General features: G+C 70.6%; 22 protein-coding genes. 11 read left to right on the top strand and 11 right to left on the bottom strand.

Going from position 1 to position 25,055, the window contains the following annotated elements; all coding sequences use genetic code 11:
* Positions 1-104: 104 nt before the first annotated feature.
* The gene (locus CRYAR_RS00750) at positions 105-671 is read left to right on the top strand and encodes a GNAT family N-acetyltransferase (protein WP_051569550.1); all 567 of its coding nucleotides are present in this window, start codon (positions 105-107) and stop codon (positions 669-671) included.
* Between the two features lie 281 nt (positions 672-952).
* Here the strand turns inward: CRYAR_RS00750 and CRYAR_RS00745 are convergent, their stop codons facing one another.
* Entirely contained in the window at positions 953-1,963 is a 1,011-nt protein-coding gene (locus CRYAR_RS00745; RefSeq protein WP_035847584.1) for a cobalamin B12-binding domain-containing protein, read from the bottom strand.
* Positions 1,960-3,309, bottom strand: coding sequence for a PP2C family protein-serine/threonine phosphatase (locus tag CRYAR_RS00740; protein WP_035859899.1), 1,350 nt, complete (start codon positions 3,307-3,309; stop codon positions 1,960-1,962). Before CRYAR_RS00740 ends, CRYAR_RS00745 begins: the two co-directional genes overlap by 4 nt.
* 222 nt (positions 3,310-3,531) lie before the next feature.
* Here CRYAR_RS00740 and CRYAR_RS00735 point away from each other — a divergent pair, with 222 nt between their 5' ends.
* On the top strand, positions 3,532-3,882 hold the full coding sequence (locus CRYAR_RS00735) for an STAS domain-containing protein (protein WP_051569548.1): 351 nt from the start codon (positions 3,532-3,534) through the stop codon (positions 3,880-3,882).
* Between the two features lie 243 nt (positions 3,883-4,125).
* The gene (locus CRYAR_RS00730) at positions 4,126-4,623 is read left to right on the top strand and encodes an adenylyltransferase/cytidyltransferase family protein (protein WP_035847583.1); all 498 of its coding nucleotides are present in this window, start codon (positions 4,126-4,128) and stop codon (positions 4,621-4,623) included.
* On the opposite strand, the gene CRYAR_RS42460 is transcribed toward CRYAR_RS00730, so the two are convergent.
* Positions 4,589-5,245 carry a permease prefix domain 1-containing protein gene (locus CRYAR_RS42460; RefSeq protein WP_051569547.1) on the bottom strand — a complete coding sequence of 219 codons (657 nt, stop codon included), beginning with the start codon at positions 5,243-5,245 and terminating at the stop codon, positions 4,589-4,591. The two genes, CRYAR_RS00730 and CRYAR_RS42460, sit on opposite strands and share 35 nt — an antisense overlap.
* On the bottom strand, positions 5,242-5,529 hold the full coding sequence (locus CRYAR_RS00720; RefSeq protein WP_051571861.1) for a helix-turn-helix transcriptional regulator: 288 nt from the start codon (positions 5,527-5,529) through the stop codon (positions 5,242-5,244). The genes CRYAR_RS42460 and CRYAR_RS00720 overlap by 4 nt, the downstream gene beginning before the upstream one ends.
* Positions 5,530-5,668: 139 nt before the next feature.
* Between CRYAR_RS00720 and CRYAR_RS00715 the strand changes: the two genes are divergently transcribed.
* The 4 genes from CRYAR_RS00715 to CRYAR_RS00700 all read left to right on the top strand — a co-directional run bounded on the left by CRYAR_RS00715 (position 5,669) and on the right by CRYAR_RS00700 (position 10,943).
* On the top strand, positions 5,669-6,088 hold the full coding sequence (locus CRYAR_RS00715) for a hypothetical protein (protein WP_051569546.1): 420 nt from the start codon (positions 5,669-5,671) through the stop codon (positions 6,086-6,088).
* Complete coding sequence (locus tag CRYAR_RS00710) at positions 6,085-7,602, top strand: multicopper oxidase family protein (RefSeq protein WP_035847578.1); 1,518 nt, start codon at positions 6,085-6,087, stop codon at positions 7,600-7,602. The genes CRYAR_RS00715 and CRYAR_RS00710 overlap by 4 nt, the downstream gene beginning before the upstream one ends.
* Before the next feature lie 168 nt (positions 7,603-7,770).
* Entirely contained in the window at positions 7,771-9,594 is a 1,824-nt protein-coding gene (locus CRYAR_RS00705) for a DUF1800 domain-containing protein (RefSeq protein ID WP_051569545.1), read from the top strand.
* A gap of 8 nt (positions 9,595-9,602) precedes the next feature.
* On the top strand, positions 9,603-10,943 hold the full coding sequence (locus tag CRYAR_RS00700; RefSeq protein WP_084699857.1) for a DUF1501 domain-containing protein: 1,341 nt from the start codon (positions 9,603-9,605) through the stop codon (positions 10,941-10,943).
* Positions 10,944-13,823: 2,880 nt separating this feature from the next.
* Here the strand turns inward: CRYAR_RS00700 and CRYAR_RS42450 are convergent.
* The 3 genes from CRYAR_RS42450 to CRYAR_RS42445 form a co-directional block, all read right to left on the bottom strand.
* The gene (locus CRYAR_RS42450) at positions 13,824-14,468 is read right to left on the bottom strand and encodes a bifunctional DNA primase/polymerase (protein WP_051569542.1); all 645 of its coding nucleotides are present in this window, start codon (positions 14,466-14,468) and stop codon (positions 13,824-13,826) included.
* A complete protein-coding gene (locus CRYAR_RS46665) occupies positions 14,465-14,752 on the bottom strand; it encodes a hypothetical protein (protein WP_157017198.1) in 288 nt (95 codons plus the stop codon). The genes CRYAR_RS42450 and CRYAR_RS46665 overlap by 4 nt, the downstream gene beginning before the upstream one ends.
* Before the next feature lie 633 nt (positions 14,753-15,385).
* The gene (locus CRYAR_RS42445; protein WP_051569541.1) at positions 15,386-16,042 is read right to left on the bottom strand and encodes a hypothetical protein; all 657 of its coding nucleotides are present in this window, start codon (positions 16,040-16,042) and stop codon (positions 15,386-15,388) included.
* Positions 16,043-16,623: 581 nt separating this feature from the next.
* Between CRYAR_RS42445 and CRYAR_RS00675 the strand changes: the two genes are divergently transcribed.
* Positions 16,624-17,487: a helix-turn-helix domain-containing protein gene (locus tag CRYAR_RS00675; RefSeq protein WP_035847567.1), complete on the top strand. Its 864-nt coding sequence runs from the start codon at positions 16,624-16,626 to the stop codon at positions 17,485-17,487.
* 136 nt (positions 17,488-17,623) lie between these two features.
* A complete protein-coding gene (locus CRYAR_RS00670; protein ID WP_035847565.1) occupies positions 17,624-17,827 on the top strand; it encodes a DUF397 domain-containing protein in 204 nt (67 codons plus the stop codon).
* Between the two features lie 45 nt (positions 17,828-17,872).
* On the opposite strand, the gene trxA is transcribed toward CRYAR_RS00670, so the two are convergent.
* The 3 genes from trxA to hrpA are packed head-to-tail and all read right to left on the bottom strand — an operon-like array spanning position 17,873 to position 22,769.
* Positions 17,873-18,187, bottom strand: a complete 315-nt coding sequence (gene trxA / locus CRYAR_RS00665; protein ID WP_084699853.1) for a thioredoxin — start codon at positions 18,185-18,187, stop codon at positions 17,873-17,875.
* 29 nt (positions 18,188-18,216) lie between these two features.
* Positions 18,217-18,615, bottom strand: coding sequence for a MerR family transcriptional regulator (locus CRYAR_RS00660; RefSeq protein WP_084699851.1), 399 nt, complete (start codon positions 18,613-18,615; stop codon positions 18,217-18,219).
* Between the two features lie 56 nt (positions 18,616-18,671).
* The gene (gene hrpA / locus CRYAR_RS00655) at positions 18,672-22,769 is read right to left on the bottom strand and encodes an ATP-dependent RNA helicase HrpA (protein ID WP_035847563.1); all 4,098 of its coding nucleotides are present in this window, start codon (positions 22,767-22,769) and stop codon (positions 18,672-18,674) included.
* 226 nt (positions 22,770-22,995) lie between these two features.
* Here hrpA and CRYAR_RS00650 point away from each other — a divergent pair, with 226 nt between their 5' ends.
* Positions 22,996-24,243 carry a serine hydrolase gene (locus tag CRYAR_RS00650; RefSeq protein ID WP_035847558.1) on the top strand — a complete coding sequence of 416 codons (1,248 nt, stop codon included), beginning with the start codon at positions 22,996-22,998 and terminating at the stop codon, positions 24,241-24,243.
* A gap of 4 nt (positions 24,244-24,247) precedes the next feature.
* Complete coding sequence (locus CRYAR_RS00645; protein WP_035847556.1) at positions 24,248-24,631, top strand: winged helix-turn-helix transcriptional regulator; 384 nt, start codon at positions 24,248-24,250, stop codon at positions 24,629-24,631.
* Here CRYAR_RS00645 and CRYAR_RS00640 read toward each other — a convergent pair.
* Complete coding sequence (locus tag CRYAR_RS00640) at positions 24,628-25,035, bottom strand: RidA family protein (RefSeq protein WP_035847555.1); 408 nt, start codon at positions 25,033-25,035, stop codon at positions 24,628-24,630. The genes CRYAR_RS00645 and CRYAR_RS00640 overlap by 4 nt on opposite strands.
* Positions 25,036-25,055 lie beyond the last annotated feature (20 nt).

Below are 25,055 nucleotides of genomic sequence, written 5' to 3'. Positions count from 1 at the left end.
TCCGTGGCCACCACGGAAAGCGATGGTTTTCACACAGTAGGTCGTAACTCCACGTCCGCTTGTCCGGACGGGGGTTCACCGTCCGGCCAGCAGGAAGGCCGACGATGATCCCATCCGCACTGGATCTGCACGCCCTCGATACCGATGAGGCTCGAGCGATTCAAGACGAGCTGTTCGGGTTGTACGCGCGGATCTACGCCGACCAGCTCAGCGACCCGTTCTACTCCGAGGAGAGATTCGCCGAGCGGTTCGCCGGTCACTCCGGTCGCCCGGGTTTCGAGCTGGTGACCGGCCGGGTCGCCGGCGAGCTGATCGGCTACGCCTACGGCGGCCCGCTCCCGCCGCGCACGCAGTGGTGGAACGGCTTGCGTGAGCCGGTGCCCGCCGAGCAGCTCGACGAGGACGGCGCGCGAACGTTCGCGCTGAACGAGATCATGGTGACGCAGGACTGGCGACGTCGGGGGATCGCCAGGACGCTTCACGACGCGCTGCTCGCCGAGCGTCCGGAGCGCCGCGCCACGCTTCTCGTCGATCCGGGGAACACTCCGGCCCGAACCGCGTACCTGTCTTGGGGGTGGCAGCTGCTCGGACACCTGCAGCCGTTCCCGGACGCACCGGTGTACGACGCCCTGATCGTCGACCTTCCGCTACGCCACGTCGCTGCCGGGTGAAAATCCCATAAAGAGGCGCGCAATTCCCAATTGACCGTTACTACCCGAGTTGGCTCTCGTTGATCAGAGCGTGCTGACCCCGCGCTCCCACTGTTCCCGGATCCCAGGGCCCCGACCTGAGCGTCCGGAGTCGCGGCCTGCGCCCGCGGAGCACGTGCTCGCGGTGCAACGCTCTGGTCGACGAGAGCGGCATCGGGCGCACGCCCTCTACTGCGCTCGCCCGCGCCCGGCCGACCAGGCCTCCGGCCGCGGTTCCGCCCGAGCCCGCTGACCGGGCCGAGCTAGGCTCCCGCTTGGCCCAGTAGCTTCGAGGCGACCGGCAGCTGGCTCCCCGCGACCCGGGACAGCACCGTCCAGAGCTGCGGAACAGCGTCCGCGTGACAGCCACGCGCGGCCAGGAGCGTCGTCAGCCACTCGCGCCCCTCGACCAGGACGGTCACGTCGTCGGTGAGGAGGGCGGCGGCGAGGGCGTGCAACGCGTGGTCGACGGCGTAGTCCGCTTCGGCGTCCAGGCCGGCCAGGCAGTCCGCTCCGATTCCCTCGAGCGCGACCAGCCACTCCTTCAGCACGCGGGCCGCGAGTTCCCGGTTACGCAGCAGCAGTTCGGCCTGCTCGTCGGCGCCGGCGTGGGCGAGCGCCGGTACCGGCTCCACGATCGGGCGGAGCTCGGTCAGCACGCCCGCTGCTTCCCGCGGCGACGCCGCCCAACCGCTGGCGCCCAGCGCGAGCGCCCGGGACGGTCCGCGGCCGAACGCCCGGCCACCAGCCAGCGTCGGTATACCGGCTTCGGACGCGGCTTCGATGATGCGCCGAGCCGCCGGCAGCGCGGCCGGCATCGAGCAGCTCACCGCGACGACGTCCGGGTCGAGGCGGTGCAGGTACCCGGCGAGGTGGTGCGCCGGAGTGGAGGCGCCGAGGTAGGTGGTCCGCCAGCCGAGGTGGCGCAGCGACTCGGTCACGATCCGGGCGGCGAGCGCGTGCCACTCCCGCTCGGCGCAGGCGACGACCGCGTACCCGACCGGCTGCTCCGCCTCCGGGATCCAGGCGCCGACGGTGCCCACGGCGGCCTCGCTGACCGCGGTGGCCGCGTGCTCCTGGGCAACCGTGTACTCGCCGCTCTGCCAGCGTTCGCCGACGATCTGCTGGGCCGGCGTGATCAGGTCGAGCAGCAGATCGAGCGGGTCGACCCCGTCGTTGAGCAGCTCACTGACCAGCTCGACGGCCAGGCGTCGGTCGGCAGCGTCGAGGGCCTTGGCGAAGTTCTCCCTGGCCTCGTCGCTGACGTACGTCACTGCCGGACTCCTCCGAACGCCAACACGGCGACGTCGTCGGTGGGCGCGAGCCCGGCACCGCTGTACTCCGCGACCGCGATGTCCACGGCCTCGGCCAGCGCGTGCGGCCCGCTCCCGGCGTAGCCGGCGGCGAGCTGGGAGAGGCGGCCGAGCCCGAACCGGCCGTCGGAGCCGACGGCATCCGGCACACCGTCGGTGAACAGCAGCATCATGTCGCCGGGGGCCAGTTCCTGCTCGACCTCGGTGTACTCGGCCGTCCGGAGCGCTCCGCAGAGCAGGCCCTTCACCGGCACTTCTTCGACGACGCCCGAGGTGCGCACGACCAGCGGCCTCGGGTGCCCGGCCGACGCGATCCGCACCGACGCGCTTCCGTCGGGCCTGGTCGTGACCCGGGCGCTGAGCGCGGTGAGGAATCGGGTGGCCGGTTGCGCACGGTCGGCCCCGGCGAAGAGCGCGGAGTTGAGGACACGCAGCAGTTCGGCGGGCCGTCGGTCGAAGAACGCGGCACCCCGCACGGTGTGACGCGCCTGACCGGTGAGGATCGCCGCCTCGGCACCCTTGCCCGCGACGTCGCCCAGCAGCACCGACCAGTCGCCCGGATCGCCGAACACGTCGAAGAAGTCCCCGCCGATCTCGGCGGCGTGCATCGCGGCACGCATCCGCGCACCGATCGCCAGTCCGGGCGTCTCGGGTAGCTCCGGTGCCCGGAGGCTGGCCGCCAGCACCTCAGCCACGTGGGCCTGCTCGGCGTAGACCCGGGCGGTGTCCAGCGCGATCGCGATCCGGCCGGTGATCTCGACCGCGACCGCCACGTCCTCGTTCTCGAAGCCGCGACCGGCCCGGCGGGCCAGCGTGAGCGTGCCGAACGTCGTGCCCCGGGCGGTGAGCGGCAGCACCAGCAGGTCGGCCGGGCGCAGCCCGAGCAGGCCGTTGCGCAGCTCGCCCACGGGCACGGTCGCGGCGACGATGTCGGGAACGTGCCCGTCCGCGAGCACGTGCATCAGCTCGTAGCGGCCGGTCGTGAGAATGCGTCCGTGGCCGGAGAGCTCGCCCAGCGGGGGGCGAGCGCCTTCCTCGCTCACGAATCGGTCGGGCTCGTCCGCACGCACGGCGGTGTAACGCACGCCGGTGCGCGTCGGCATCAGGATCTGGGCCCAGTCGGCCACGGCCGGGACCGTCACGTGCAGTGCACGGCGGAGCGTCCGGTCGGGGTTGAGCGACCCGGCGAGTTGCTTGCTCGCGTCGGCCAGATAGGCGGCGCGCTCACGCGCCGTGGCCAGGAGTGTGGAGTCGTCAAGCGGACCCAGCGGGGTCTGGGCCACGTACCGCACTGGCTGCTCGAACATCAGCACAACCGCATTTCCGTGGGAGTCCCTGCGCAGGCGGGCACCCTCGACTGTACCGACCGGTACGACGAAGAGGCAGGACGCTGCGTCATGAATAGTGGTGGAGACGACGCACGACCGATGCACGAAACGCACCCGCTTGTCGGTTGACCGACCTGTCGACGGTTGGGCTGCCGCTGCGGTGGAACAATTCTTACGGCGGCGAGCAGTGGGGAGGGCGGAGTGGTCGAGGACGAGATCTGGCGGCTGGACGTCTCGGTCGTAGACGGTACGGCCTGGCTGCGTCCGCAGGGCGACCTCGACATGGAGACCTCCCCGTCCCTGATCCGAGCCGCTCAGCGCGAATTCGCCGGCGGTGCACGGCGGGTCGTGGTGGATCTGTCGCAGATCACGTTCGTGGACTCGTCCGGTATCGGCGCCCTGGTCACGCTCTGGCGGACGATCGGCGAGTCCCCGGGAGCCTTCGCGATCTCGGCGCCGTCCCGGGCCGCTCAGTCGGTGCTGGCGACCACCGGTATCGACGGGCTGATCGAGCGGGTCGACTCGCTGGCCGCGCCCCAGGGCCAGGTCTGAGCACCCCAGAACTCCGGTAGCTCCGCGGCGTGGGCCTCCGGGTGACGCTCGGCGGCAACTTGTGCGAGACGTTCTTCTCCGTACTCGACCATGAACGCGACGTTATGGGTCACTGACGTCGGAATCGTTACAGGCCGTAACCGGTAATGTTTCCGATCACAGCGATACCGGAGCGGCCCCGGCGGAGGCGGCGACGCACCAGAATCGAACCGACAGCAGCGCCGTGGGAAAGGATGGGAACGGATGCCCGACTTGCCACGGGCGGGGCTCCATCTCCGTTGGTTCGCGCACCCGTCCGGCTCCGGCCGCCCGGTCGTCGTCACCGGCGCTTTCGACGTGCTCCACGTCGGCCACCTGCGGTTTCTCCAGGCTGCTCGCACCATGGGCAGCCTGCTGCTGGTCGGCGTCGAGGCCGACAACCGGGTTTCGGCCTGGAAGGGGCCGGGTCGCCCGATCAACACCGACGTCGAGCGGGCCGAGATGCTCGCCGCGCTCCGTCCGGTCGACGGTGTGTTCCTCGTCCAGGGCGGGCCCGACGTGAAGGACCCGGAGGCCTACGTCGAGTTGCTGCGCCCGCTGGACCCGGCCGTACTGGCGTTCACCCAGGGTGATCCGTTCGCGGTGGAGAAGCACCGGTCGGCCCGGTTGCTCGACGCGGCCGCGGTCGAGGTGCCGCTGGTGCCGGAGCGGTCGACGAGCGCGGTGCTCAACGGGCAGCGCGCGGTACCCACCAGCGGCTGACCGCGAGCGTCGCCGTACTCGCGATGGCCAGCGACGCGGCCACGGTCAGCCCCACGACGAGCATGCTCGGCACGTTCGACTCGAACTCGCGCACCGCGTGGTCGCCGCTCGCCTGGGCCATCCAGATCGACGTCGCCAGGATGAGCAGGAGCGAGAGCCAGCCCAGGAACCCGATACCGACCGTGAGCCGCCGCGCGGTGGTGGCCGAGGCGCGGCCGTACAGCGGAATCGCCACCGCCGCGGCGATCGCCGCGCCGTAACTACCGGTGTCGAGCGCTCCCGCCACGGTGGCCACACCGTCCGGGGACGCGCCGTCGCCGACGCTCGTGTACCGCCAGAGTGCGTCCCAGGCCAACGTCAGCGTCGGATAGGCCAGCGCGATCAGCAGCGCCGCGCGGCGTCCCCGGCTGGCGTCGAGTTCGGCCTGGTAGAGCGGTGCCAGCTCGGCGGGGTCGCCGAATTCGTCCGCGGCCTTCCTGGCTGCTTCGGCCGGTGGCAGGCCGGCTTGCTCGTAGGCCTCGGCGGCGTCACGCAGGCCGTCCTCCACCTCCCGCAACAGCTCCTTGCGGACGCCGTGCGGGCCGCGGAGGCGAGCTCGCAGATCGTCGACGACCGCACTCATGCTTCACCCGCCAGCGTCGCGTTGAGGGCCCGGCTGAAGTCACGCCAGTCCGTGCGCTCGGCCGACAGCGCGTGGCGGCCGGAACCGGTGAGCGCGTAGGTGCGCCGTTTGCGGCCACCGACCGTGCTCCAGCTGCCGGACAGGTAGCCGGCCCGCTCGAGTGCGCGGAGCGCCGGGTACACGGTGCCGGTGGGCAGGTCGAAGCGACCGCCGGAACGCTGCCGGAGCGCCTCGATCACCGCGTAGCCGTGCAGCGGTCCGGGCTCGAGGACGGCCAGCAGCATGGCGTCCAGATGGCCGCGCACACTGTCTTTCACAAGTAGGCACCCTACTTATCCGGGGCAACCCCGGGAGCGACTCAGGGTCGGCATCCGGGCTCGCACCGGATCCATAGGTAGGCTGTCTACTCATAGCGTCGTCATCATGAAAACGACGCTCTGGCTGTTCCGGCTGAGCCTCACCGTGCACGCGGTGTGCGTGCTCGCTCAGCCGATCCTCGCCGGCCTCTACCTGGACGGGTCCTACGACGCGCTCGGCGCACACAGCCTGAACGGGTCGATCCTGCCGGCGACCGGAATGGTCGTCGGGGCCGCCGCGCTCGCGTTCTGGATCGCCGGTGGCGCCGGCTGGCCGCTGCTCGCGTACGCCACGCTGTGGCTCGCGGAGGGCTTCCAGATCGGCGTGGGTTACGCCCGCGTGCTCGCGATCCACCTCCCGCTCGGCGTCACGATCGTGGTGCTCACGGTCTGGCTCACGGTCTGGGTCTGGCTCCCCCGGGCCGCCCGCCGCCGACGGCGCCGCACGTCCGCGCGGAACGCGCTCGACCGTCTGGAGCAGCCGTGAAGCGGCGGCGGTTCCTGGGGCTGACGGGAGCCGCGGCCGGCGCGATCGCACTCGGCGGGTGCGCCGCGGAGGGGTCGACCGGCGAGGCGCTCGGCAGCGACCGGCCACTCCCGGCCCCGTTCCGGGTCCCGCTCCCGATCCCTCCGGTGAAACGCCCGGCCCGCCGGGACACCAGCACGGACTGGTACGAGATCGTCCAGCGCCCGGCCGACGTCGAGATCCTGCCCGGCGTCCGCACGCGGATCCTCGGCTACGACGGGGTCTTCCCCGGCCCCACGATCGAGTCACGCAGCGGCCGGCGCACGGTGGTGCGTCACCTGAACCACACGGACGTGCCGACGGTCGTCCACCTCCACGGTGGGCACACCCCGGCCGACCACGACGGCTGGCCCACCGACCTCGTGCTCCCCCGCGCCGGGGGCGACCACCACACCCATCACCGGGCCGGCCACGTCACCCGGGGCCGACGCGACTACGTCTATCCGCTCGCCCAACCGGCCGCGACGCTCTGGTACCACGACCACCGGATGGACTTCACCGGTCCGCAGGTCTACCGCGGCCTGGCCGGCTTCCACCTGATCCGCGACGACGTCGAAGCCGCGCTCCCGCTCCCCGACGGCGACCGGGACGTCCCGCTGATGATCACCGACCGGGCCTTCGACGCCGACGGCGCCCTGAAATACCCCGCCGCCGACCATGCGGCGGGCACGCACGACGACTTCCTCGAGGGAGTCCTCGGCGACGTCGTGCTGGTCAACGGCGCACCCTGGCCCGAACTCGAGGTCGACGCCGTCCGCTACCGCTTCCGCGTGCTCAACGCATCGAACGCCCGCCGCTACCAACTCACCCTCGACCAGGGCGCCACGTTCGTCCAGATCGGATCCGACGCCGGTCTGCTCGCGGCGCCGATCGAGCACCGCAGCCTCACGGTCGCACCGGCCGAACGCTTCGACGTGATCGTCGACTTCAGCGGCTTCCGCCCGGGCGCACTGATCACGATGCGCAACCCGCTCGGCCGCGCCGGTGCCGGCCGGGTCATGCGTTTCCGGGTCGCCCGACGCGCCCGGGACGACTCGACGATCCCGGCCGCGCTCGCGGAGATCCCGCGGCTCACCCCACCGGCGGACGCCCCGAGGCGGCGTTTCGCGTTCAGCCGCGGCATCGTCCCCGACGGCCTCGGCGGGGAGCGCAAAGGCTGGGTGATCAACGGCAAACCCTTCGATCCGAGCCGCGTCGACGCCGCTCCCCGCCTGGACGACGTAGAGATCTGGACGCTCTCCACCGATCTGCACCACCCGGTGCACGTCCACCTCTCGCCGTTCCAGGTGCTCTCCCGAAACGGCCGCTCCCCCGGCGACTTCGACGCCGGGTGGAAGGACACAGTCGACCTACGGCCGGCGGAGACCGTCGAGATAGCAGTGCGTTTCACCGACTACCGCGGACGGTTCCTGCTGCACTGCCACAACCTCGAACACGAAGACATGACGATGATGTCTACTTTCGCGACAAAGTGACCATTAGTACTCACCAGTCACTTTAAAAGCTTCCGTTGCTGGCTTAAGAGCGTCGCAAGAACGTTGGCACCAGCTCCGAGCGTTACTAACTTCCGGCGTGAATCGCCACGAATTTTCTCGATCCAGCGGATCGATGCTCACCGCCACGCATCAAAGGAGCCCTGCCGCATGTCTGAGCGGCCTGGTAGATCGACCTTCGAACCCGAGTCGCGGCGCTGGGGTCGCCGCGGACTCGTCACCGGCGCGCTGGCCGCCGCCGGCCTCGCCGTCGCGGCCTGCAGCAAAGACGACGAGACACCGCCGAAACCGTCGACGAAGACCGGCGGCGGCAGCCCTGTCGACGCCGCTGATTCCGCCGGTCCCGCGCAGAGCTCGACCGCCGGCGGCACGGCCCCGACCGGTGGTGACACGGCCACGAAGTCGCTGGACCGCTCCACCGGCGGGAACTCCCGACGCGCCGCCGGACGCCAGGCGCGAACCGTCCGCACGTACAGCGACCGCGACCAGTCCTACGCCGCCGCCGGGAAGCCTCGCCGCCGCCCGAGCGTCCCGGCCAAGCTGTACTCGGGGCCGGCGGCGGCGGCGACCGCCACGAAGGTCGGCTCGCCGCTCGTCTTCACCGCCGACCCGGTGCTGCACCTCGTCCGCCGCACGACGTTCGGAGCGACGCCGGAACTGGTCGCCGAGGTGCGCGAGACCGGCATCGACGCGTGGCTGAGCCGACAACTCCAGCCGGATTCGGTCCCGGAGTCGAACGACGTGCGCACCGCCGAAGGGGTCTTCACGACCTACGACCGGACGATCAAACAACTTCGCGCCGACAAGGAGCGCCTCGGCGACAAGCGCCCGTTCGCCGACCAGGAGAACGTGCGGCTCACGATCGCCCGCCAGATCTGGTCGCGGCGTCAGCTGTTCGAAGTGATCGTCGACTTCTGGAACGACCTGTTCCACGTCGCGAACCCGTTCGACGGCTCGGAGCTGGTGCGGGCCTCGTTCGACACCGACGTCATCCGCAAGCACGCGCTCGGCACGTACAAGGACATGTTCCTGGCCGGCAACCGGCACCCCGCGCTGCTGCGCTACCTCAACCAGGACCAGTCACGCAAAGACCGGGTCAACGAGAACCTCGGCCGCGAGAACATGGAGCTGTACACGGTCGGCGTCGACGGCGGCTACACCGAGGTCGACGTCCGGCAGGCCGCGCTGCTCCAGACCGGCCGGCTGATCAAGGACGACGAGTTCTTCTACGACCCGAACGCGCACCACGTCGGCGCCATCACGGTGATGGGCTTCAGCCATCCCAACGACGACGCCGAGGGCGGGCTCGAAGCCGGCGACGAGTACCTGAGCTACCTGGCCCTGCACCCGTCGACGGCCGAGCACATCGCGCGCCAGCTCTGCCTGCACTTCGTCTCCGACACGCCGCCCGACTCGCTCGTCGCCCGGCTGAAGAAGTCCTACCTGGACAACCGGTCGGCGATCGTTCCGGTGCTGATGACGCTGTTCTCGTCGTCGGAGTTCTGGGGGTCGGTCGGGGCGAAGGTGCGTCGGCCGATGGAGTACGTCGTCGCGACGCACCGGGCGCTCGGCGTGCGGCCGGGCGACGACCTGCGCGACGGCCTGGCGAGCGTCCACAACCGCATGCGCGAGCTCGGCCAGTACCCGATGGGCCAGCCGTCGCCGAACGGCTACCCGCGCGTGTTCAGCGCGTGGGCCTCGGCCGGAACCATGATCGAGGAGTGGAATGAGGCACGTGCGCTGGTCGCCGGTGGCCGTAAGGGCTTCACGTTCGTCAAGCCGGCCGAGCTGCTCGACGACGCGCCGGCAACCGCCGGGGAGTTCGTGGACGCGCTGAGCGTCCGACTGGTCGGGCAGAAGCTCCCGGCGAAGGACCGGGCCGCGGTGCTGTCGATCGGTGGCGCCGACGGGGACGTCCCCGTGATCGAGTTGGCCCGCGCGATCCTCGCTTCTCCCTACCACTCGTTCAAGTGAGGCCCGACATGCGCTTATCCGAGTTCGGCCCCACGCCAGGCGACGCTCTTCTGCGCGCGGAGGCAGCTGCCGTGCAGGCCGAGAACGCTGCCGTTCGCGACGAGTGGACCCGGTTGAACGAGGCCGAGGAGGCCGCCGAGGACGGCCGCGGCGTCACCCGCCGCACCGTGCTCCTGGGCGCCGGCCTCGGCGCGACGACGCTGCTCACCAGCCAGTTCCTCAACGTGCGAGCCTCGTTCGGCGCCACCGGAACCGGCACGCTGATCCACGTCTTTCTCTTCGGCGGGCTCGACGGGCTCAGCCTCGTGGCTCCCGGCAACGACCCGGTGCTCACGAAGGTCCGGCCATCGCTGGCGCTGCCGACCGGCTCCTCGATCGCGCTGGCGCGCGGCTTCGCGCTCAACCGCGCGTTCGAACCGCTCAAAACCTATCTGGACGCCGGGCAGCTCGGCTTCGTCCACGGCGTCTCCGATCCCCGGCTGTCGCGCAGCCATTTCCAATGTCAGGACGCGTGCGAGCTCGGTGGGTTGCCGAGCGAGACCGCGGGTCGCGGCTGGCTGGACGTGCTCACCGAGAAGCTCGGAACAGGAACCGCGTTCCGGTCGATCGGCGTCGGGAGCACGCTGCGCCGATCACTCGTCGGAACGCAGGGGGCGCTGGCACTGCGCAACGTCGGCGCGCTGGCGATCAACGGGGACGAGAAGTTCCGGCAACCGACCGCGGACGCGATCAAGACCATGTTCACCGGCCTCGACCACCCGGCCGCCGACTCGGTGAAAGCGGCCGTCGGGGCGCTGGCCACGGCGTCCAAGCTCAGTTCGGTGCCCTACGCCCCCGCGAACGGAGCCAAGTACCCCGGCGGCCTCGGCGACGGTTTCAAGACGCTCGCGCAGCTCATCAAGGGCGGTGCGAACGTGCGCACCGCCGCGGTGTCCATGGGCGGCTTCGACACCCACAGCAACGCCGGCACCAACGGTGGTCACCTGTTCAACCAGTTCACGCAGATCGCGCAGACCCTGCGGGCGTTCTTCGACGACCTCGGTGAGGCCAGGAAGGACGTCACCGTGGTGCTGTCGTCGGAGTTCGGCCGCCGGGTGGCCCAGAACGGGTCCGGGACCGACCACGGCCACGGGAACGTCGTGACGATCCTGTCGGGGAAAAAGCTGAGCGGTTCGGTGATCGGCGAGTGGGGAGGGCTGGGCTCGCTGGACAACGGCGACGTGCCCGAGTTCAACAACATGTTCGACGTGTTCGGCACGATCGCGCAGAAGCAGTTCGGGTTGTCGGCGGCGGAGGTGGCTTCGGTCTTCCGCAAGCGTTCCTTCAAGCCGCTACCGATCTTCGCGTGATCGTTGGGTTTGTTCGGCGTGCTTAAGCCCGAATTAGACGGGTTCGGCGTAGGTTCGCCCGGGACTCGGAACCACTTGTGTGGTTGCTGAGGCTGGAGGCACTCGGCGTGGGTTCGACCCGGGCCGGAGCGCTCGGCATGGGTTCGACCCGGGCCGGAGCGCTCGGCGTGGGTTCGACCCGGGCCGGAGCGCTCGGCGTGGGTTCGGCCCGGGCCGGAGCGCTCGGCATGGGTTCGACCCGGGCTCTCGGTCGAGTCTTCGGAGGACCCCGTGTCGTGGGACCGGGGCGGGGCCTCCACCGGATGCGTCGAGTTGGTCACCGCGATGGGGCGGCGACCAACTCGACGTCTTCTCGGGAGGCGGGGGCATCCCGGTGCGTCACTCCGGGACGCCCCCGCCTCTATTCCTGGGCGGGGGCGTCGCCCAGGTCTGGTGGGTTCGACTCCGCGCTCCGCACAGGTCGAACCGGTCGGTGAGCGGACGCACGAGGCCAGCCGGTGCCGACTCCTCGCAACGCTCCGCCCGGGTGGGAAACGGCACCGGACTCCACGCTCTCGTCCTGTGGAGGCGGGCTCACGGCCGACTCCCCGACGGCCGTGCCTCCCACCTCCACAGCCCTCACTTGTGATTCCGCGTGCTGCGGTTCCAGGTGCTGCGGTTCCAAGTGCTGCGGCTCAGGGCGCCGGAACTCCGGAGGCTGGGGCTGCAACTGCCGAGGCTCCGGGTGCCGGGACTCCGGGTGCCGGGGCCCTGGATGCGGCGGGTCCAAGTGCTGGGGCTCCAGGCGCTGGAGCTCTGCCTCCTGCGGGCCGGGAGCCTGATGGTCAGGACTCGGCGACTCGGGGTGCTGCCGGCCCGATGGCGGAGCAACCTCCGGCGGTGAGTCGTACATCGACGGATCGATCCGCGGCGGCGGTGGCCAGGGTTCCGATTGCGGCTCGGTCTCCGCTTTCCGCGCCCGCGACCCCCAACTCCAGGGGTTCCGCGCCCGCCAAGGCCTCCCACCCCGCCGCGGCGATTCCTCCGCGGCGTGAGCTCCCTCCGCATGCGCCCCAGCTGAATGAACTCCAGTCGTATGAGCTCCAGTCGTATGAGCTCCAGTCGCTTTAACTTCCGCCGCATGCGCCCCCGCCGGAGACACCGGCCGCACCGGAGCCTGCCCAGCAGGTCCCGCCGGAGACACCGGCCGCACCACCGCGGCCCGCCCGCTGGGCCCCGCCGGCGAGATCGGCCGTCCCACCGGAGGCTCGGTCCGCCCAGCCGCGGCAGGAGAAACCGGCCGCGGCAACGGCCCTCCACCCCGAGGCGCCGGTGAAATCGGCCGAACCGAAGCCGGCTCCGATCGCACCGGTGACTTCCCAGACGGCTCCGGCCGCCGCGCCGACAACTCCGGCCGCGCAGCAGACGACCGAGCACCCGACACCTCCGACCGCACAGCCGCTCCCTCCGACCGCACAGCCGCTCCCTCGGACCGACCAGGCGGCGCCGCAGGTAACACAGGCCCCACCACGCCCGGCCCCACCACGCCCGGCCCCACCACGCCCGGCCCAGCCACGCCCGGCCCGGCCGGCGAAACCGGCCGCGCCACAGAGGGCACAGCCCCAGCTGCCCGCGTCTCTTCCGGCCGCGCCGCAGAAGGCTCACCCGGCCGCGCCGTAGAAGGTGCAGATCCAGCCCCGCCCGGGCCAGCCCGCCGCACCGCTGAAGACACCGGCCCAGCCACGCCCGGCCCGGCCGGGCGCACCGCCGGAGACACCGCCCCAGCTACACCCGACCCAGCCGGCCGGACCGCAGAAGACACCGGCCCCACCGCAGAAGACACCGGCCCCACCGCAGGAGGCAGAGGCCCTGCCGCCGAAGGCAGAGGCCCCGCCGCGCGCGGACCAGCCGGTGAAACCGGCCGCACCTCGGACGGCACCGACCCGATCGGACCAGGTCCCGCCGGGGAAACCGGCCGCATCACCGGAGGCATCGGCCCCACCGGGTGGGGTCCAGGCGCCGCAACCGGGCCCGCCGCAGGAGAAACAGCAGGAGACACACCAGGAGAAGCAGCGGGAGAAACAGGGCGGGAGGCGTCGATCTCCTCGAGGCGAGCCAACCGCTCCAACAACTCAGCGCGGTCGAACGAAATCGTCAGATCTCGCGCGGGATCAACACCTCCCGCCGTCTCCCCCACCCCGCCCGGCCGAAGCGAGGAAGCCTGCTCGTCCTCCGACCCCGCCCGAGGATCAACCTCGGCCCCGTGCGACCCACGAACTACTCCGGGCTCACCCAGCGCCCCCGGCCAAAACCCAGCCTCCGCCTCAACCGGCCCGGAACCCCGCGCCGCCTCACCAGGCCCGGTACCCCGGGCCTCACCAGGCCCCGAACCCCGCACCTCACCCAGCCCAGAACCCCGCGCCTCACCGACGTAAGACCGCCAGTACGCCGGCGAAGGCTCCTCGACCCCCGGTCGAGCTCCCTGCATCATCTCGTCCGCGAGCCACTCGAAAACCTCGAGCCACGCCGACCCGAACGGCCCGCCCTCCGAGTTCGGAAAGAGTTCCCGCACCGCCCGCACCAGAGCTTGGCCCAGGTACGGGAGGTGCTCCGCCAACTCCGACCGCACCCCGAGCTGCGACGTGTGCTCCGCACCCAGCCGGCGCAGGTCGTCCTCGAGCGCCGCCAGCGAATCGAGCACCTCCGCCGCTCGCAGCAGGTCACGCACGAGGCGGTCGCCGTGCAGCCGGACGTCCGCCGCGAGCAACTCCTTCGTGCGCGGAGCGAACGACGGCAAGTGCCGGTACACCGCCGCCGCGAGATCCACTGGCCGTGCCGCGAGCGCCGTCCGGGACTCCCGGATGAGGGACATCGTCGCGGAGTCCGGCCGGTGGTTCCCGGTCATCCCGACCGTCCGGTGATCACAGGCCGGGATCGAAAGGTCAACGCGACGCGGAGTGCGGCGCAGACCACGGCCGCCGGCGGCAGCCTCCACCCACATTCCTGCGGGGACCGGAGCCATCGCACCTGTCCCGTCCGCACCGTCGACGGCGGCAGCGTGACCCACGAGTCTTCCCCGTGCAGCAGCACGCCGGCGCCTGCGGCCGCCAGCCACAGCTCCTGGCCGGGACGTAACTGCTGGCAGAAGAGCTGCGCCTGCCCGACCTTCGAGCTGGAGATCGGCGCCAGATACCCGTCGGCACGCAACCGCTCGTCGATCACGTCGATGACGTCCTGGGTGCCGTCCACGACCCCGGGGCCCGTGCTCGTCGGCATCAGCAGCGCGTACGGGTGGCCGGTCCACCAGCGGTCGACCTCGGTCGGGCTGGTGACGACGCACTCGGCGACCGTGGCCCGGCACCGGTCACCGGACGGACCGACGCCGGGGTCGACCGCGTGCGGGCTCGACGTCCGGCAACGCGGGCGTCCGCAGCGGTAGCGCTGCAGCTGCGGGGACCACCACGCGCCGGGCGCGACCGGCCACCCGACACGCAGGTACTCGTGGGCCGCGGCGGCCAGGACCGCGCGCTCGAGCCGCGCGCTCATCGGGACACCCCGACCCGCGTCCACGAGACCACCCAGTCCGGCGCCTCGACCCGAACAAAGCCGGCTCCACCGGCCGCCCCCGAGACACCGGCCGCCCCCGAGGCACCGGCCGCCCCCGAGGCACCGGCCGCCGTCGAGACACCGGCCGCCGCCGACACCCCGACCGCCGCCGACACCCCGGTCACCGCGACCGCCCGCACTGACGCCGGTGGCACGGTGGATCCGACCCGCACGATCCCTAGCGCTCTGCGGCTGCCCTCGTCGGTGAGAATCTTCCGTGCCATGCCAGCACCCCTGTCCTTCGCCTACGAACTTGCTCAGTCATTCACCTTCCGGCCGCTCCGGGAGTCGACGACTCACCCGGCATCAATCGGCTTCGGTGAATGAACCGATCATGGCACCGCCGCACCAATTCGCCTCGTAGTAGCGACTCATTTCGCCGTTAATAGATGCTTAGTGACTGCTGTTACTGGTGTGACGAGAAGTCACTCGAAGGCACGCCCGACGGGTCGATTCTTAACAGAAGCTGAGGCGATCGACGACAGTCGCCACACCGTCAACTCCTAAGCCTCCGGAACCGATGCTTCCGCTGGTCAGCGCGCTCGCTCAGCAACAACTCCCATGCGGCCGGAACACCCGGAGAGTGACCAAAGTCGCTTTCCGAGCCCCGCCCGGGATCGTTGTCTTTCCGTAACCGAGCAAAGGTGATTAGTACCCAATGCCGAGCTCGGGAAATTGCGGCAATCGGCTCGGAGAAATGCCCGCCCACCCGGGAGCAATTCCCGAGCCCCCGGGACAATTGTCCCGACGCCACAAATTACAAATAGAGAATTGCACGGAACGTTATCACCGGCCCCGGAAACGCGAAGGGCCCACCCCGGCGCCGTTGCCGGGATGGGCCCTCGCTGTCGGGCTGGTCAGCGCGGCGGGAAGCCCTCGAACCGCCCGTCGTGCCGGACGAACCGCTTCCACACCGCGGGAATGGTCTTCGGCTCGGTGTCCAGCACCGTGCCGGGTAACCGGACGACGTCGACCGCGACGAGCGGCGGGTACTGCCCGCTGGTCTGGTAGAAGACGACGTCGTCGGCCCAGCACGCGGCGGCGATGGCCGGACGGGCCGCGGCGACGTCCGCCGGACCCAACCCGGCCGGACACCACAGGTACACCCGCTCCCCGTAGGGCTTGCGCAATGTGAACAGCACTGCGGGTAACTTGCCCTGCGGCGACACCACGCCGGCCTCGGCGCAGCCGACGCGCAGCCGGTGCGGTGTGACGACGGTCCAGAGCAGCCCCGAGAGCCAGCGCCGCAGCGCCGGGATCGACGCGAGCACCGCCACCACGCCGGTGACGACGCTCAGCCCGGCCAGCCCGCCGATGGATCGGACACTGCCCCACCAGAGCAGCGGCGCACCGCCGAGCACCGCGGTCTCGTACCGCCACCGCCAGAGGACGGTAGTGGGGAGCGGACGCGCGACCGCGGTGCGCGTCGGCCACTCGAGTTCGGATAAGTCAGCCGGTACGAACGAGTCCTCGTCCGCCCCACCCTGATGCCAGCCTTTCGGCCCCGTGTTCATCCTGGCATCCCTCCATGCCGTGGTATCCGGTTGTGCAGAGCACCAAGCCGGGACCCGTCCGGCGACGAAGAGCGCGCCGGTGAGCGCGGGGGTTCGGAATGTGACCTGGTGGGTTCCCACTGGACAACGACGTGCGGCAATGGCCGCTCACTTCGAGCGAAACTTACGCAGCCAATAAGCTCGCGATACGAAAGGGCCCGTCCCCTCCCGATGCCCGGGCCAGCGGTACCGGTCGCTCGTTGGCTACCCTTGATGACGTTTAGTGAAATCCTGGCACGCTCGGGAGCGTGAGGGCAAGTGCCATTGGCAGTCGTCGAGCCGACAGAGACCGCACTCGCCACAGCCCACTCGAACCACTTCCGCCCCGATAGCCTCACCAGCGAGAAATCTCCAGAAAGACCCCTCCTACCTGCCGGAACGGGAATCCCATCCCACTTGGGGCAATCTCTCTCCCGACACGGAAGCGTTCATTGCAACGCCTGTGACCAATGTGTTCAGTCGGCTGGTAACGTCCCCGCCTGGCCGTGGCAAGTGCCATTTCGGAGGTCTCCGAAATGGCAACTCGTTGTCATGGTCCAGCCGTGGTAGGCGAACACGCTCCGACGCTGCGTCGGCGCGAACTCGCCGCGCGGCTGCGGGCTCTCCGGCACGAGTCGGGCAAGACGATCGAGGAGGTCGCCAGGGAGTTACTGTGCTCCCCGACGAAGATCAGTCGAATCGAAACCGGTCGACGCGGCGCGGTCCTCCGCGATGTCCGTGATCTCTGCCGCCTCTACGACGTCTCGCCCGCCGAGCAAGAGCAACTCATGTCGCTCGCGCGGGCCAGCAAAGAGCGTGCGTGGTGGCAGGGCTACGACATCGGGGCGACCTATCGAACCCTGATCGGTCTGGAGTCGGCGGCGACCGCCATCTCCGACTACCAGCCGACCGCGATACCGGGCCTGCTCCAGACGCCCGACTACGCCCGGGCGCTCATCGAGGGAGCAGGCGAGCGACGGACCCAGGAGATCGACGAACAAGTGAAGCTGCGGATCAACCGCCAGCGGATCCTCGATCGCCCTGATCCGCCGTACGTGTCGTTCATCCTCGACGAAGCAGCGACCCGCCGCCTCGTCGGCGGCCACGAGGTCATGGCGGAACAACTGGACGCCCTGCTCGCGGCCTGTGAACGGCCGCACATCAGCTTGCAGGTACTCGACTTCGAGGCCGGCGCGCACCCGGGCTTACCGGGCAGCTTCGGCATCGTGGAGATCGAGGAGAGCCCGGCATCGAGCATCGTGTTCGTCGAGGGGCACCACGGGGACTTCTACTTGGAGGGGTCCGTGGACCTCAAACGCTTCCGGCGGATATTCGACCAGCTCAGGTCCATCGCTCTCTCGCCGAAGAACTCAGTGGATTTCATCGCTGCGGTGCGCGACCGGATCCGCCCACCTGAGCACTCCTGACCGGCCGCCCACAACGCGGGTCCCGCTAGGTGAAGCACCGCCGTGCCCGGCCGACGACGCGCCGGGCGCGGCCAGAGGCCCGTGTGACCCGAGGGCGCGCAAGCCACCATCGACCACCGTCTCAAGGGACAACCATATGGACAGCACCGCATTCGTTACGGCGTCGTGGCGCAAGAGCCGACGCAGCGCCACGATCAACTGCGTCGAGATCGCCGAGACCCCCGACCTCATCGGCGTCCGGGACTCGAAGAACCCGGAAGGTGCCGTCCTGGCCTACCCGGTCGCCCGCTGGGCCGCGTTCCTGCACGGCGTCAAGCTCGGCGAATTCGACCGCCCGTAGCCCGGCACGAAGAAACGGAGCCGCCGGCATCGGCGGCTCCGCCCCTCAGAGCGCCGGCTCCAGCTGCGCCACCAGCCGCGACTTCGGCTGAGCACCGACGACGGTCCGGACCGGCTCCCCGCCCCGGAACAACGTCAGCGTCGGTGCGCTGAGGATCCCGTAGTCACGGGCCACGTTCGGGTTCGCGTCGATGTCCAGCGACACCACCCGCACCCGTCCGGCCCACTCCTCCGCCAGCGCCTCCAGCGTCGGACGGAGACGATGGCACGGGCCGCACCAGTCGGCCCAGAAATCGACGAGTACCGGCACGTCGGAGGTCAGAACCTCCGAAGTCCACGTCTCATCGGTCACAGCATCCACCAGAAAACCTCCCTCGGTTGACGAGGAGGTCAGCGCGCCAGCGGCGAGAACGCGCAGAGCGGCTCCGGCGCGTCGGCGAGCGAACCGCCGCCCGACATCGCCGACGACAACCGCGCACGCACCGCGGCCAGGCTCGCCACGCAGTCGTCGATCTCCGCGATCTTCCGCCGGTACACGGCGACCGACGCCGGGCACGAGTCACCGGACTCGTACCCCGCGCGCAGGCACTCGACGAACGGCCTGGTCTCCTCGAGCGCGAACCCGATCCCGACGAGCGTCCGGATCTCCCGCACCACGCGCACGTCGGAGTCGTCGTACTCTCGGTAGCCGTTCGACGTCCGCCGCGCGGACAGCAGCCCGAGCGACTCGTAGTGCCGAAGCGCACGGGTGCTCGTTCCGACCCGCTCGGCCAACTCACCGATCCGCATGGCCCGACCTCCTCGGTTACCGACGCTAAAGCTTCACGCGGACGTCAAGGCAAGCCTCACGCCACCACTCCGCCGCCTGCCGCGTCCATCGCCTTGTAGATCCGCTGCTCGGAGATCGCGTACGCGGTACCGAGCGACTGCGCGAACAGGCTCACCCGCAGTTCCTCGATCATCCACCGGATCTCCCGCACGGAGTCCTCGGAGCGCCGCTCCGGCGGGAGACGCCGAAGCCAGTCCGCATACACCTCGCCGACGGCCTCGATCCGATCCTGCCAACCCCGGTCCCGCGCCGGATCCCGGCGCACGTTCTCCAGACGCCGCTGGATCGCCTGCACGTAACGCAGCACGTTGACCAGGCGCCGCCGACCGGTGGCCGCGACGAACCCCGGGTAGACAAGCGCGTCCAGCTGGGCCTGAACGTCGGCGCGAGCGGTCGCCGGCGCCGACGGCAGCAGCGCCGACACCGCGTGCGCGGCCGCCAGCACCTTCTCCACGGTCTTCAGCACGTCGAGCGTCGTGTCCACGAGCGAACCGCGGACCGCGTCACGCAGCGCCGCGAACCCGGCCGCGGTACGCACCGGACCGCCGGCCGCCGCGATCAACTCGTCCGCCGCGGCCGCGACGCAGTCCGCCAGCAGCGCGGCGACGCTCCCGTGCGGGTTCCGCCCGAGCGCGAGCTTCGCGCTGTTCGACAGCGACGAGACGACGACCTTGTTCGGCGACGCCACGGTGAGCAGCACCAGCCGCCGCGTCCCGGTCACCATCGCGCGCTGCTGCTCGGCCGGGCTCCCCAGGAGCCGCACGGCCACGCTGTCGCCCTCGTCGACCAACGCCGGGTAGGCCTTGACCAGGAACCCGCCCCGCCGCCGCTCGACCACCTCCGGCAACGAGTCGAAAGTCCAGGCTTTCAGCCCGGTCTGCTCGATGTTCGGCGCTTCCGCCGTCTCGCTTCCCTGGTCGGATGTCGACGTCGAGCCACGGTGACCACCAGCGCCCGGCCCGTCGGGGCCGGCCGCGTTCGGCGCCGCGCCTTCGGAACCGCGTCGGCCGCGACCCCGGCGGGACCGCCTCGGCTCCTCGGGGGCCGTGAGCGCGGTCGCGATCGCGTCGCGGACCTGCGGAGCGAGCTGACGCTGGAGCGTGACCAGGTCCTTGCCCTCGGCGGCCCGGCGCCCCCGCTCGTCCTCGACCCGGAACGTCATCGAGAGGTGGTCCGGGATCCGGTCGTCCTGCCAGGCGTCGACCGGGAGCGAGATACCGGTGAGCCGACGCAACTCGGCGGCGAGTGCCACCGGCAACGGCCCGTCGGCCGGCGAGATGCCCGCCAGCGCCGCCTTCGCCACGTCCGGCGCGGGCACGAAGTTGCGCCTGATCTCCTTGGGCAGCGACCGGATCATCGCGGTGACCAGGTCCTGACGCAGCCCGGGCACCTGCCAGCCGAACTGGTCCGGCGTGATCTGGTTGAGCACGGCGAGCGGGATGTGGACGGTGACGCCGTCGGCCGCGGTGCCGGGCTGGAACTGGTAGGTCAGCTTCAGCCGCGCGCCGTCCGCGTCCCAGAAGTCGGGGTAGGCGGTCGCGATGTCGAGCTCACCCGCGGCCCGGTTGACGAGCATCGACGCGGAGAAGTCGAGGAGGTCGGGCTTCTCCCGCGACTCCTTCTTCCACCAGCTGTCGAAGTGCCGCGCGGAGACGACCTCGGCCGGGATCCGCTCGTCGTAGAAGTCGAACAGCGTCTGGTCGTCGACGACCAGGTCACGGCGCCGCGCCCGGTTCTCCAGCTCGGCCGCGGACTTCAGCAGGGTGCGGTTGCGTCCGAAGAACTTGTGGTGGGTGCGCCACTCCCCTTCCACGAGCGCGTGCTGGATGAACAGGTCACGGCACAGCGCCGGATCGACCTTGGAGTAGGTGACGGTCCGCCCGGAGATCAGCGGGATCCCGTAGAGCGTGACCTTCTCGGTGGCCAGCACGGCGCCGCGCTCGGCGTCCCAGTGGGGTTCGCTGTAGGTACGGATCGCGAGGTGGCCGGCGAGCGGCTCCACCCACTCCGGCTCGATCCGGCCGGTGATGCGTCCCCACAGCCGCGAGGTCTCGACCAGCTCGGCGGCGACGACCCAGCGCGGTGGCCGCTTGGCCAGCGTCGACCCGGGGAAGATCGCGAACTTCGCGCCGCGCGCGCCGTAGTACTCGGTGAGTGGGCGCCGGCCCTTGGGCTGGTCCTTCGTCGTCGTGCGGTCGTCGCGCATGCCGATGTGCGAGAGCAGGCCGGCCAGCAGCGAGCTCACGACCTTCTGGCCGTCGCCGCCCGGGTCGGCCTGGCGGTCGACGGTGATGCCGAGCCCGCGGATGATCTGGCGCAGCTGCCCGTGCAGGTCCTGCCACTCGCGCACCCGCAGGTAGTGCAGGAACTCCGCCTTGCACATCCGCCGGAACGCCGAGCCGGACAGCTCCCGCTGCTGCTCGCGCAGGTAGTTCCAGAGCATCAGGTACGACGAGAAGTCCGAGTGCTGATCGGCGAACCGCTTGTGCTTCTCGTCGGCGGCCTGCTGGTGCTCGGTCGGGCGTTCGCGGGGGTCCTGGATCGACAGCGCGGCGGTGATGACCAGAACCTCGGGCACGACGCCGTTCTTGTCGGCTTCGAGCACCATCCGAGCCAGCCGCGGGTCGATCGGGATCTGCGCCAGCTGCTTGCCGACGGCGGTCAGCTGCACACCGTCGACCTGGGCTTTGGCGGTCTGGAGCGCTCCGAGCTCCGACAGGAGCTGGATGCCGTCGGTGATGTTGCGCTTGTCGGGGGGCTCGACGAACGGGAACCCGGCGATGTCGCCGAGCCCGAGGTTCGCCATCTGCAGGATGACCGACGCGAGGTTGGTGCGCAGGATCTCCGGGTCGGTGAACTCGGGGCGCGACTCGAAGTCGGCCTCGGTGTAGAGCCGGATGCAGATGCCGTCGCTCAGCCGGCCGCACCGACCTTTGCGCTGGTTGGCGCTGGCCTGGGACACCGGTTCGATCGGCAGGCGCTGCACCTTGGTGCGCAGGCTGTAGCGGGAGATCCGGGCGGTGCCCGGGTCGATCACGTACTTGATGCCCGGGACGGTCAGCGACGTCTCGGCGACGTTCGTGGCGAGCACGATCCGGCGGCCGGTGTGCGGCTGGAACACGCGGTGCTGCTCGGCGGCGGCGAGCCGGGCGTAGAGCGGGGCGATCTCGGTGTTGCGCAGGTTCTCCTTGGTGAGCGCGTCCGCGGTGTCGCGGATCTCCCGCTCGCCGGAGAGGAACACCAGGATGTCGCCGGGGCCTTCGCCGGACAGCTCGTGGACCGCGTCGATGATCGCGGTCGTGACGTCCCGTTCCTTGTCGGCGTTCTCGTCGTCCGGGTCGATCACCGGGCGGTACCGCACCTCGACCGGGTAGGTGCGGCCGGACACTTCGACGATCGGCGCGTCCCCGAAGTGCGCCGAGAAGCGCTCCGGGTCGATCGTCGCCGACGTGATGATCAGCTTCAGATCCGGACGCCGCGGCAGGAGCTGCTTGAGGTAGCCGAGCAGGAAGTCGATGTTGAGGCTTCGCTCGTGGGCCTCGTCGATGATGATCGTGTCGTACCGGCGCAGGTCGCGGTCGCGCTGGATCTCGGCCAGCAGGATGCCGTCGGTCATCAGCTTGACCAGGGTGCCGTCGCTGACCTGGTCGGTGAAGCGGACCGTGTAACCGACGGCGTCGCCGAGTTCGGTGTGCAGCTCCTCGGCGATGCGCTCGGCCACGGTGCGGGCGGCGAGCCGGCGGGGCTGGGTGTGCCCGATCAGGCCCTTGATGCCCCGGCCCAGCTCGAGACAGATCTTCGGCAGCTGGGTGGTCTTCCCGGAGCCGGTCTCGCCGGCCACGATGACGACCTGGTGGTCGCGGATCGCGGCGGCGATGTCGTCCCGCTTCTGGCTGACCGGGAGGTCGGGCGGATACGAGATCTCCGGGACGCTCTCCCGGCGGGTCGTGATCTTCGCCTCAGCGGTCGCGATCTGGGCGGCGAGGGCGGGGAGTTTGTCGGGCCGCGTCCGATCGAGTTGACGACGGAGCCGATGCTCGTCGCGCAGCATCAGCTCGGGCAGGCGGGACCGGAGGTCAGCGAGGTTGATCGGTTCGGCCGTGGCGTTGTTCATTGCACTGTCCAGCGTAGGCGGGGGTTGGGCATACCGCCGACTGCGTTTTTCACAGGCCTCTCTAAGTCGCATAGGGGACTCTGGAACCGCTTACCCGTTTGGATGCGTTTCTTTACCAAGAGGCGGATCTCAGGGTGACCCCCGATGCCGGGACGAGTGAGACGGGAGATCGTGGAGTAAATCGGAGCGCCGCGAGGTTTGCCGATCGGAGAGAGGAGGACGTCCGTTGCCGATCGTGAACAGCCACAGCCAGGCTGCGGCGTACCGTCCCTCGCCGTTGCTGCCCTCCACGCCGGTCGGTCGCCAGCTGGAATGGCTCGCCGAGGCCTCGGCCCGCGTGCCGATCACCGACACCGAGCTCCGCTCCCACACGTCGCTGTCGTCGCTCCCGCTCCCGCCCGGCCTGCACGTCGAATCGTTCCGGGCCCAGCCGCGCGAGGCCGAGAGGCGGGCGTTCGCCGTCGTCCGCGACGCCCTCGGTGACCGGTACCACGTGATCCTGCGCACCGACGCCGCCGGACGCATCCACTCACTTCGCTGCACGCCCGTCCCCGGGTCCTGGGCCGAGCTCTCCGAGCAGGTCGCGGCGCTGGCTCCGCGCACGTCGCTGCTCGCGGCCGAGATCGACCGCAACGGCCGGGTGCGGCCGGTGCACGGCGTCGAGCCGTCGGTCGCGCGCCCGATCGGGGCCGCGGCCGTGCTCTACGTCATCGGTGCGCTCGCGCACGCCGTGGGGCAGGGCCGGATGCGCTGGGACGAGCCGCTCGCGGTGCGCGACGCCTGGAAGACCGATCTGCGCTCCCCGACCGGCCGGCTGCCCGACGGCACGATGCACTCGCTGCGCCGGTACGCCGACGACGCGATCTTCTCCGGTGACGCGTCGGCGATCGACCACCTCGTCGGCCGGCTCGGCCGCGGCGCGGTGGAGGCGCAGCACGTGCGCTTCCAGCACGCCCAGATCGGCGCGAACCTGCCGTTCCTCACCACCCGCGAGGCGACGCAGCTCAAGACGCATCCGCAGGTCAGCGAGGAGTACCTGGCGACCGACGGCCCCCGGGCGCGCCTGGAGTACCTGCGTGACGTCGTCGCGCACCTGCCGCGCCCGACGGAGTGGCCGGACGAGCCGCGCTTCACCGACTCGGTCGAATGGTTCGCCTCGCCGGCCGACGTGACCAGGGCATTCGCGGGGCTGCTCGCGCAGGCCGACGAGCAGCCGGTGCTCGGCGCGGTCCTGGGCCAGCAGGGCACGGCGTCGCTCGCGCTGGACGCCGGTCGGTGGCCGGTGGGCTGGAGCAAGGGCGGCGTCGAACCGGGCGTCGTCACCGAGAACTTCCTGGCCCGGACGCAGGACGGGCGCACGTTCGCCGTCTCGCTGATGGTGTCCGACCCCGACCGCCCGCTCGACGTCGACGCCACCCGAGCCGTCCTCCGAGCGTGCGCCACCGGAGCGTTCACGCTGATGTCGGCCGAGTGACGCGGTGGGCACCCGTGACGAGATCCGCGCTCTGCCACCCGAGGCAGATCTGGCCCGCGCCGACTCCCTCGCCCGCGAGATCTTCTCCGACATCGCCAACAAGTGGGCGCTGCTGATCATCGAGTTCCTCGGCCATCGGACGATGCGCTTCAACGAACTCCGCGACGCGATCGGCGGCATCAGCCACAAGGTGCTCACCCAGAACCTGCGGATGCTCGAGCGCAACGGCCTGCTCGAGCGAACCGTGCACCCCACCGTCCCGCCCCGGGTCGACTACGACCTGACCGAGGCGGGACACGCACTGCGCGCCGTGGTGGACGGCATGTGCGGCTGGACCCAGCAGTACCTGAGCCACATCGAGCGGTCCCGGAAGCGCTCGTCGGTCTAGTCGAGTACGGCGGTGGCCTCCACCTCGACCAGGTGCTCGGGCACGTCGAGCGCGACGATGCCGAACAGCGACGCCGGAGCGGCCGGGGTGATACCCAGCTTCGCCGCCGCACGGGCGATGCCGTCGAGTACCCGCGGCATCTGGTCCGGCTGCCAGTCGACGACGTGCATCGTCAGCTTCACGACGTCGTCGAAGGTCGCGCCCACGCCGGCCAGGGCCGCGCCGACGTTGAGGTAGCACTGCTCGACCTGCGCGGCGAGGTCGCCCTCTCCGACGTTCTTCCCGTCGGCGTCCCAGGCCACCTGGCCGGCGACGTGGACGAGCTTCGACCCGCTCGCCACCGACACCTGGTGATAGATCGGGACCTCGGGTATCCCGGGCGGGTTGACGAATGCGACGGCCACTTCGACTCTCCTTGCTCGGC

This window comes from Cryptosporangium arvum DSM 44712 (assembly GCF_000585375.1).
Lineage (GTDB): Bacteria > Actinomycetota > Actinomycetes > Mycobacteriales > Cryptosporangiaceae > Cryptosporangium > Cryptosporangium arvum.
This window is presented reverse-complemented; position numbering and strand designations above follow the sequence as displayed.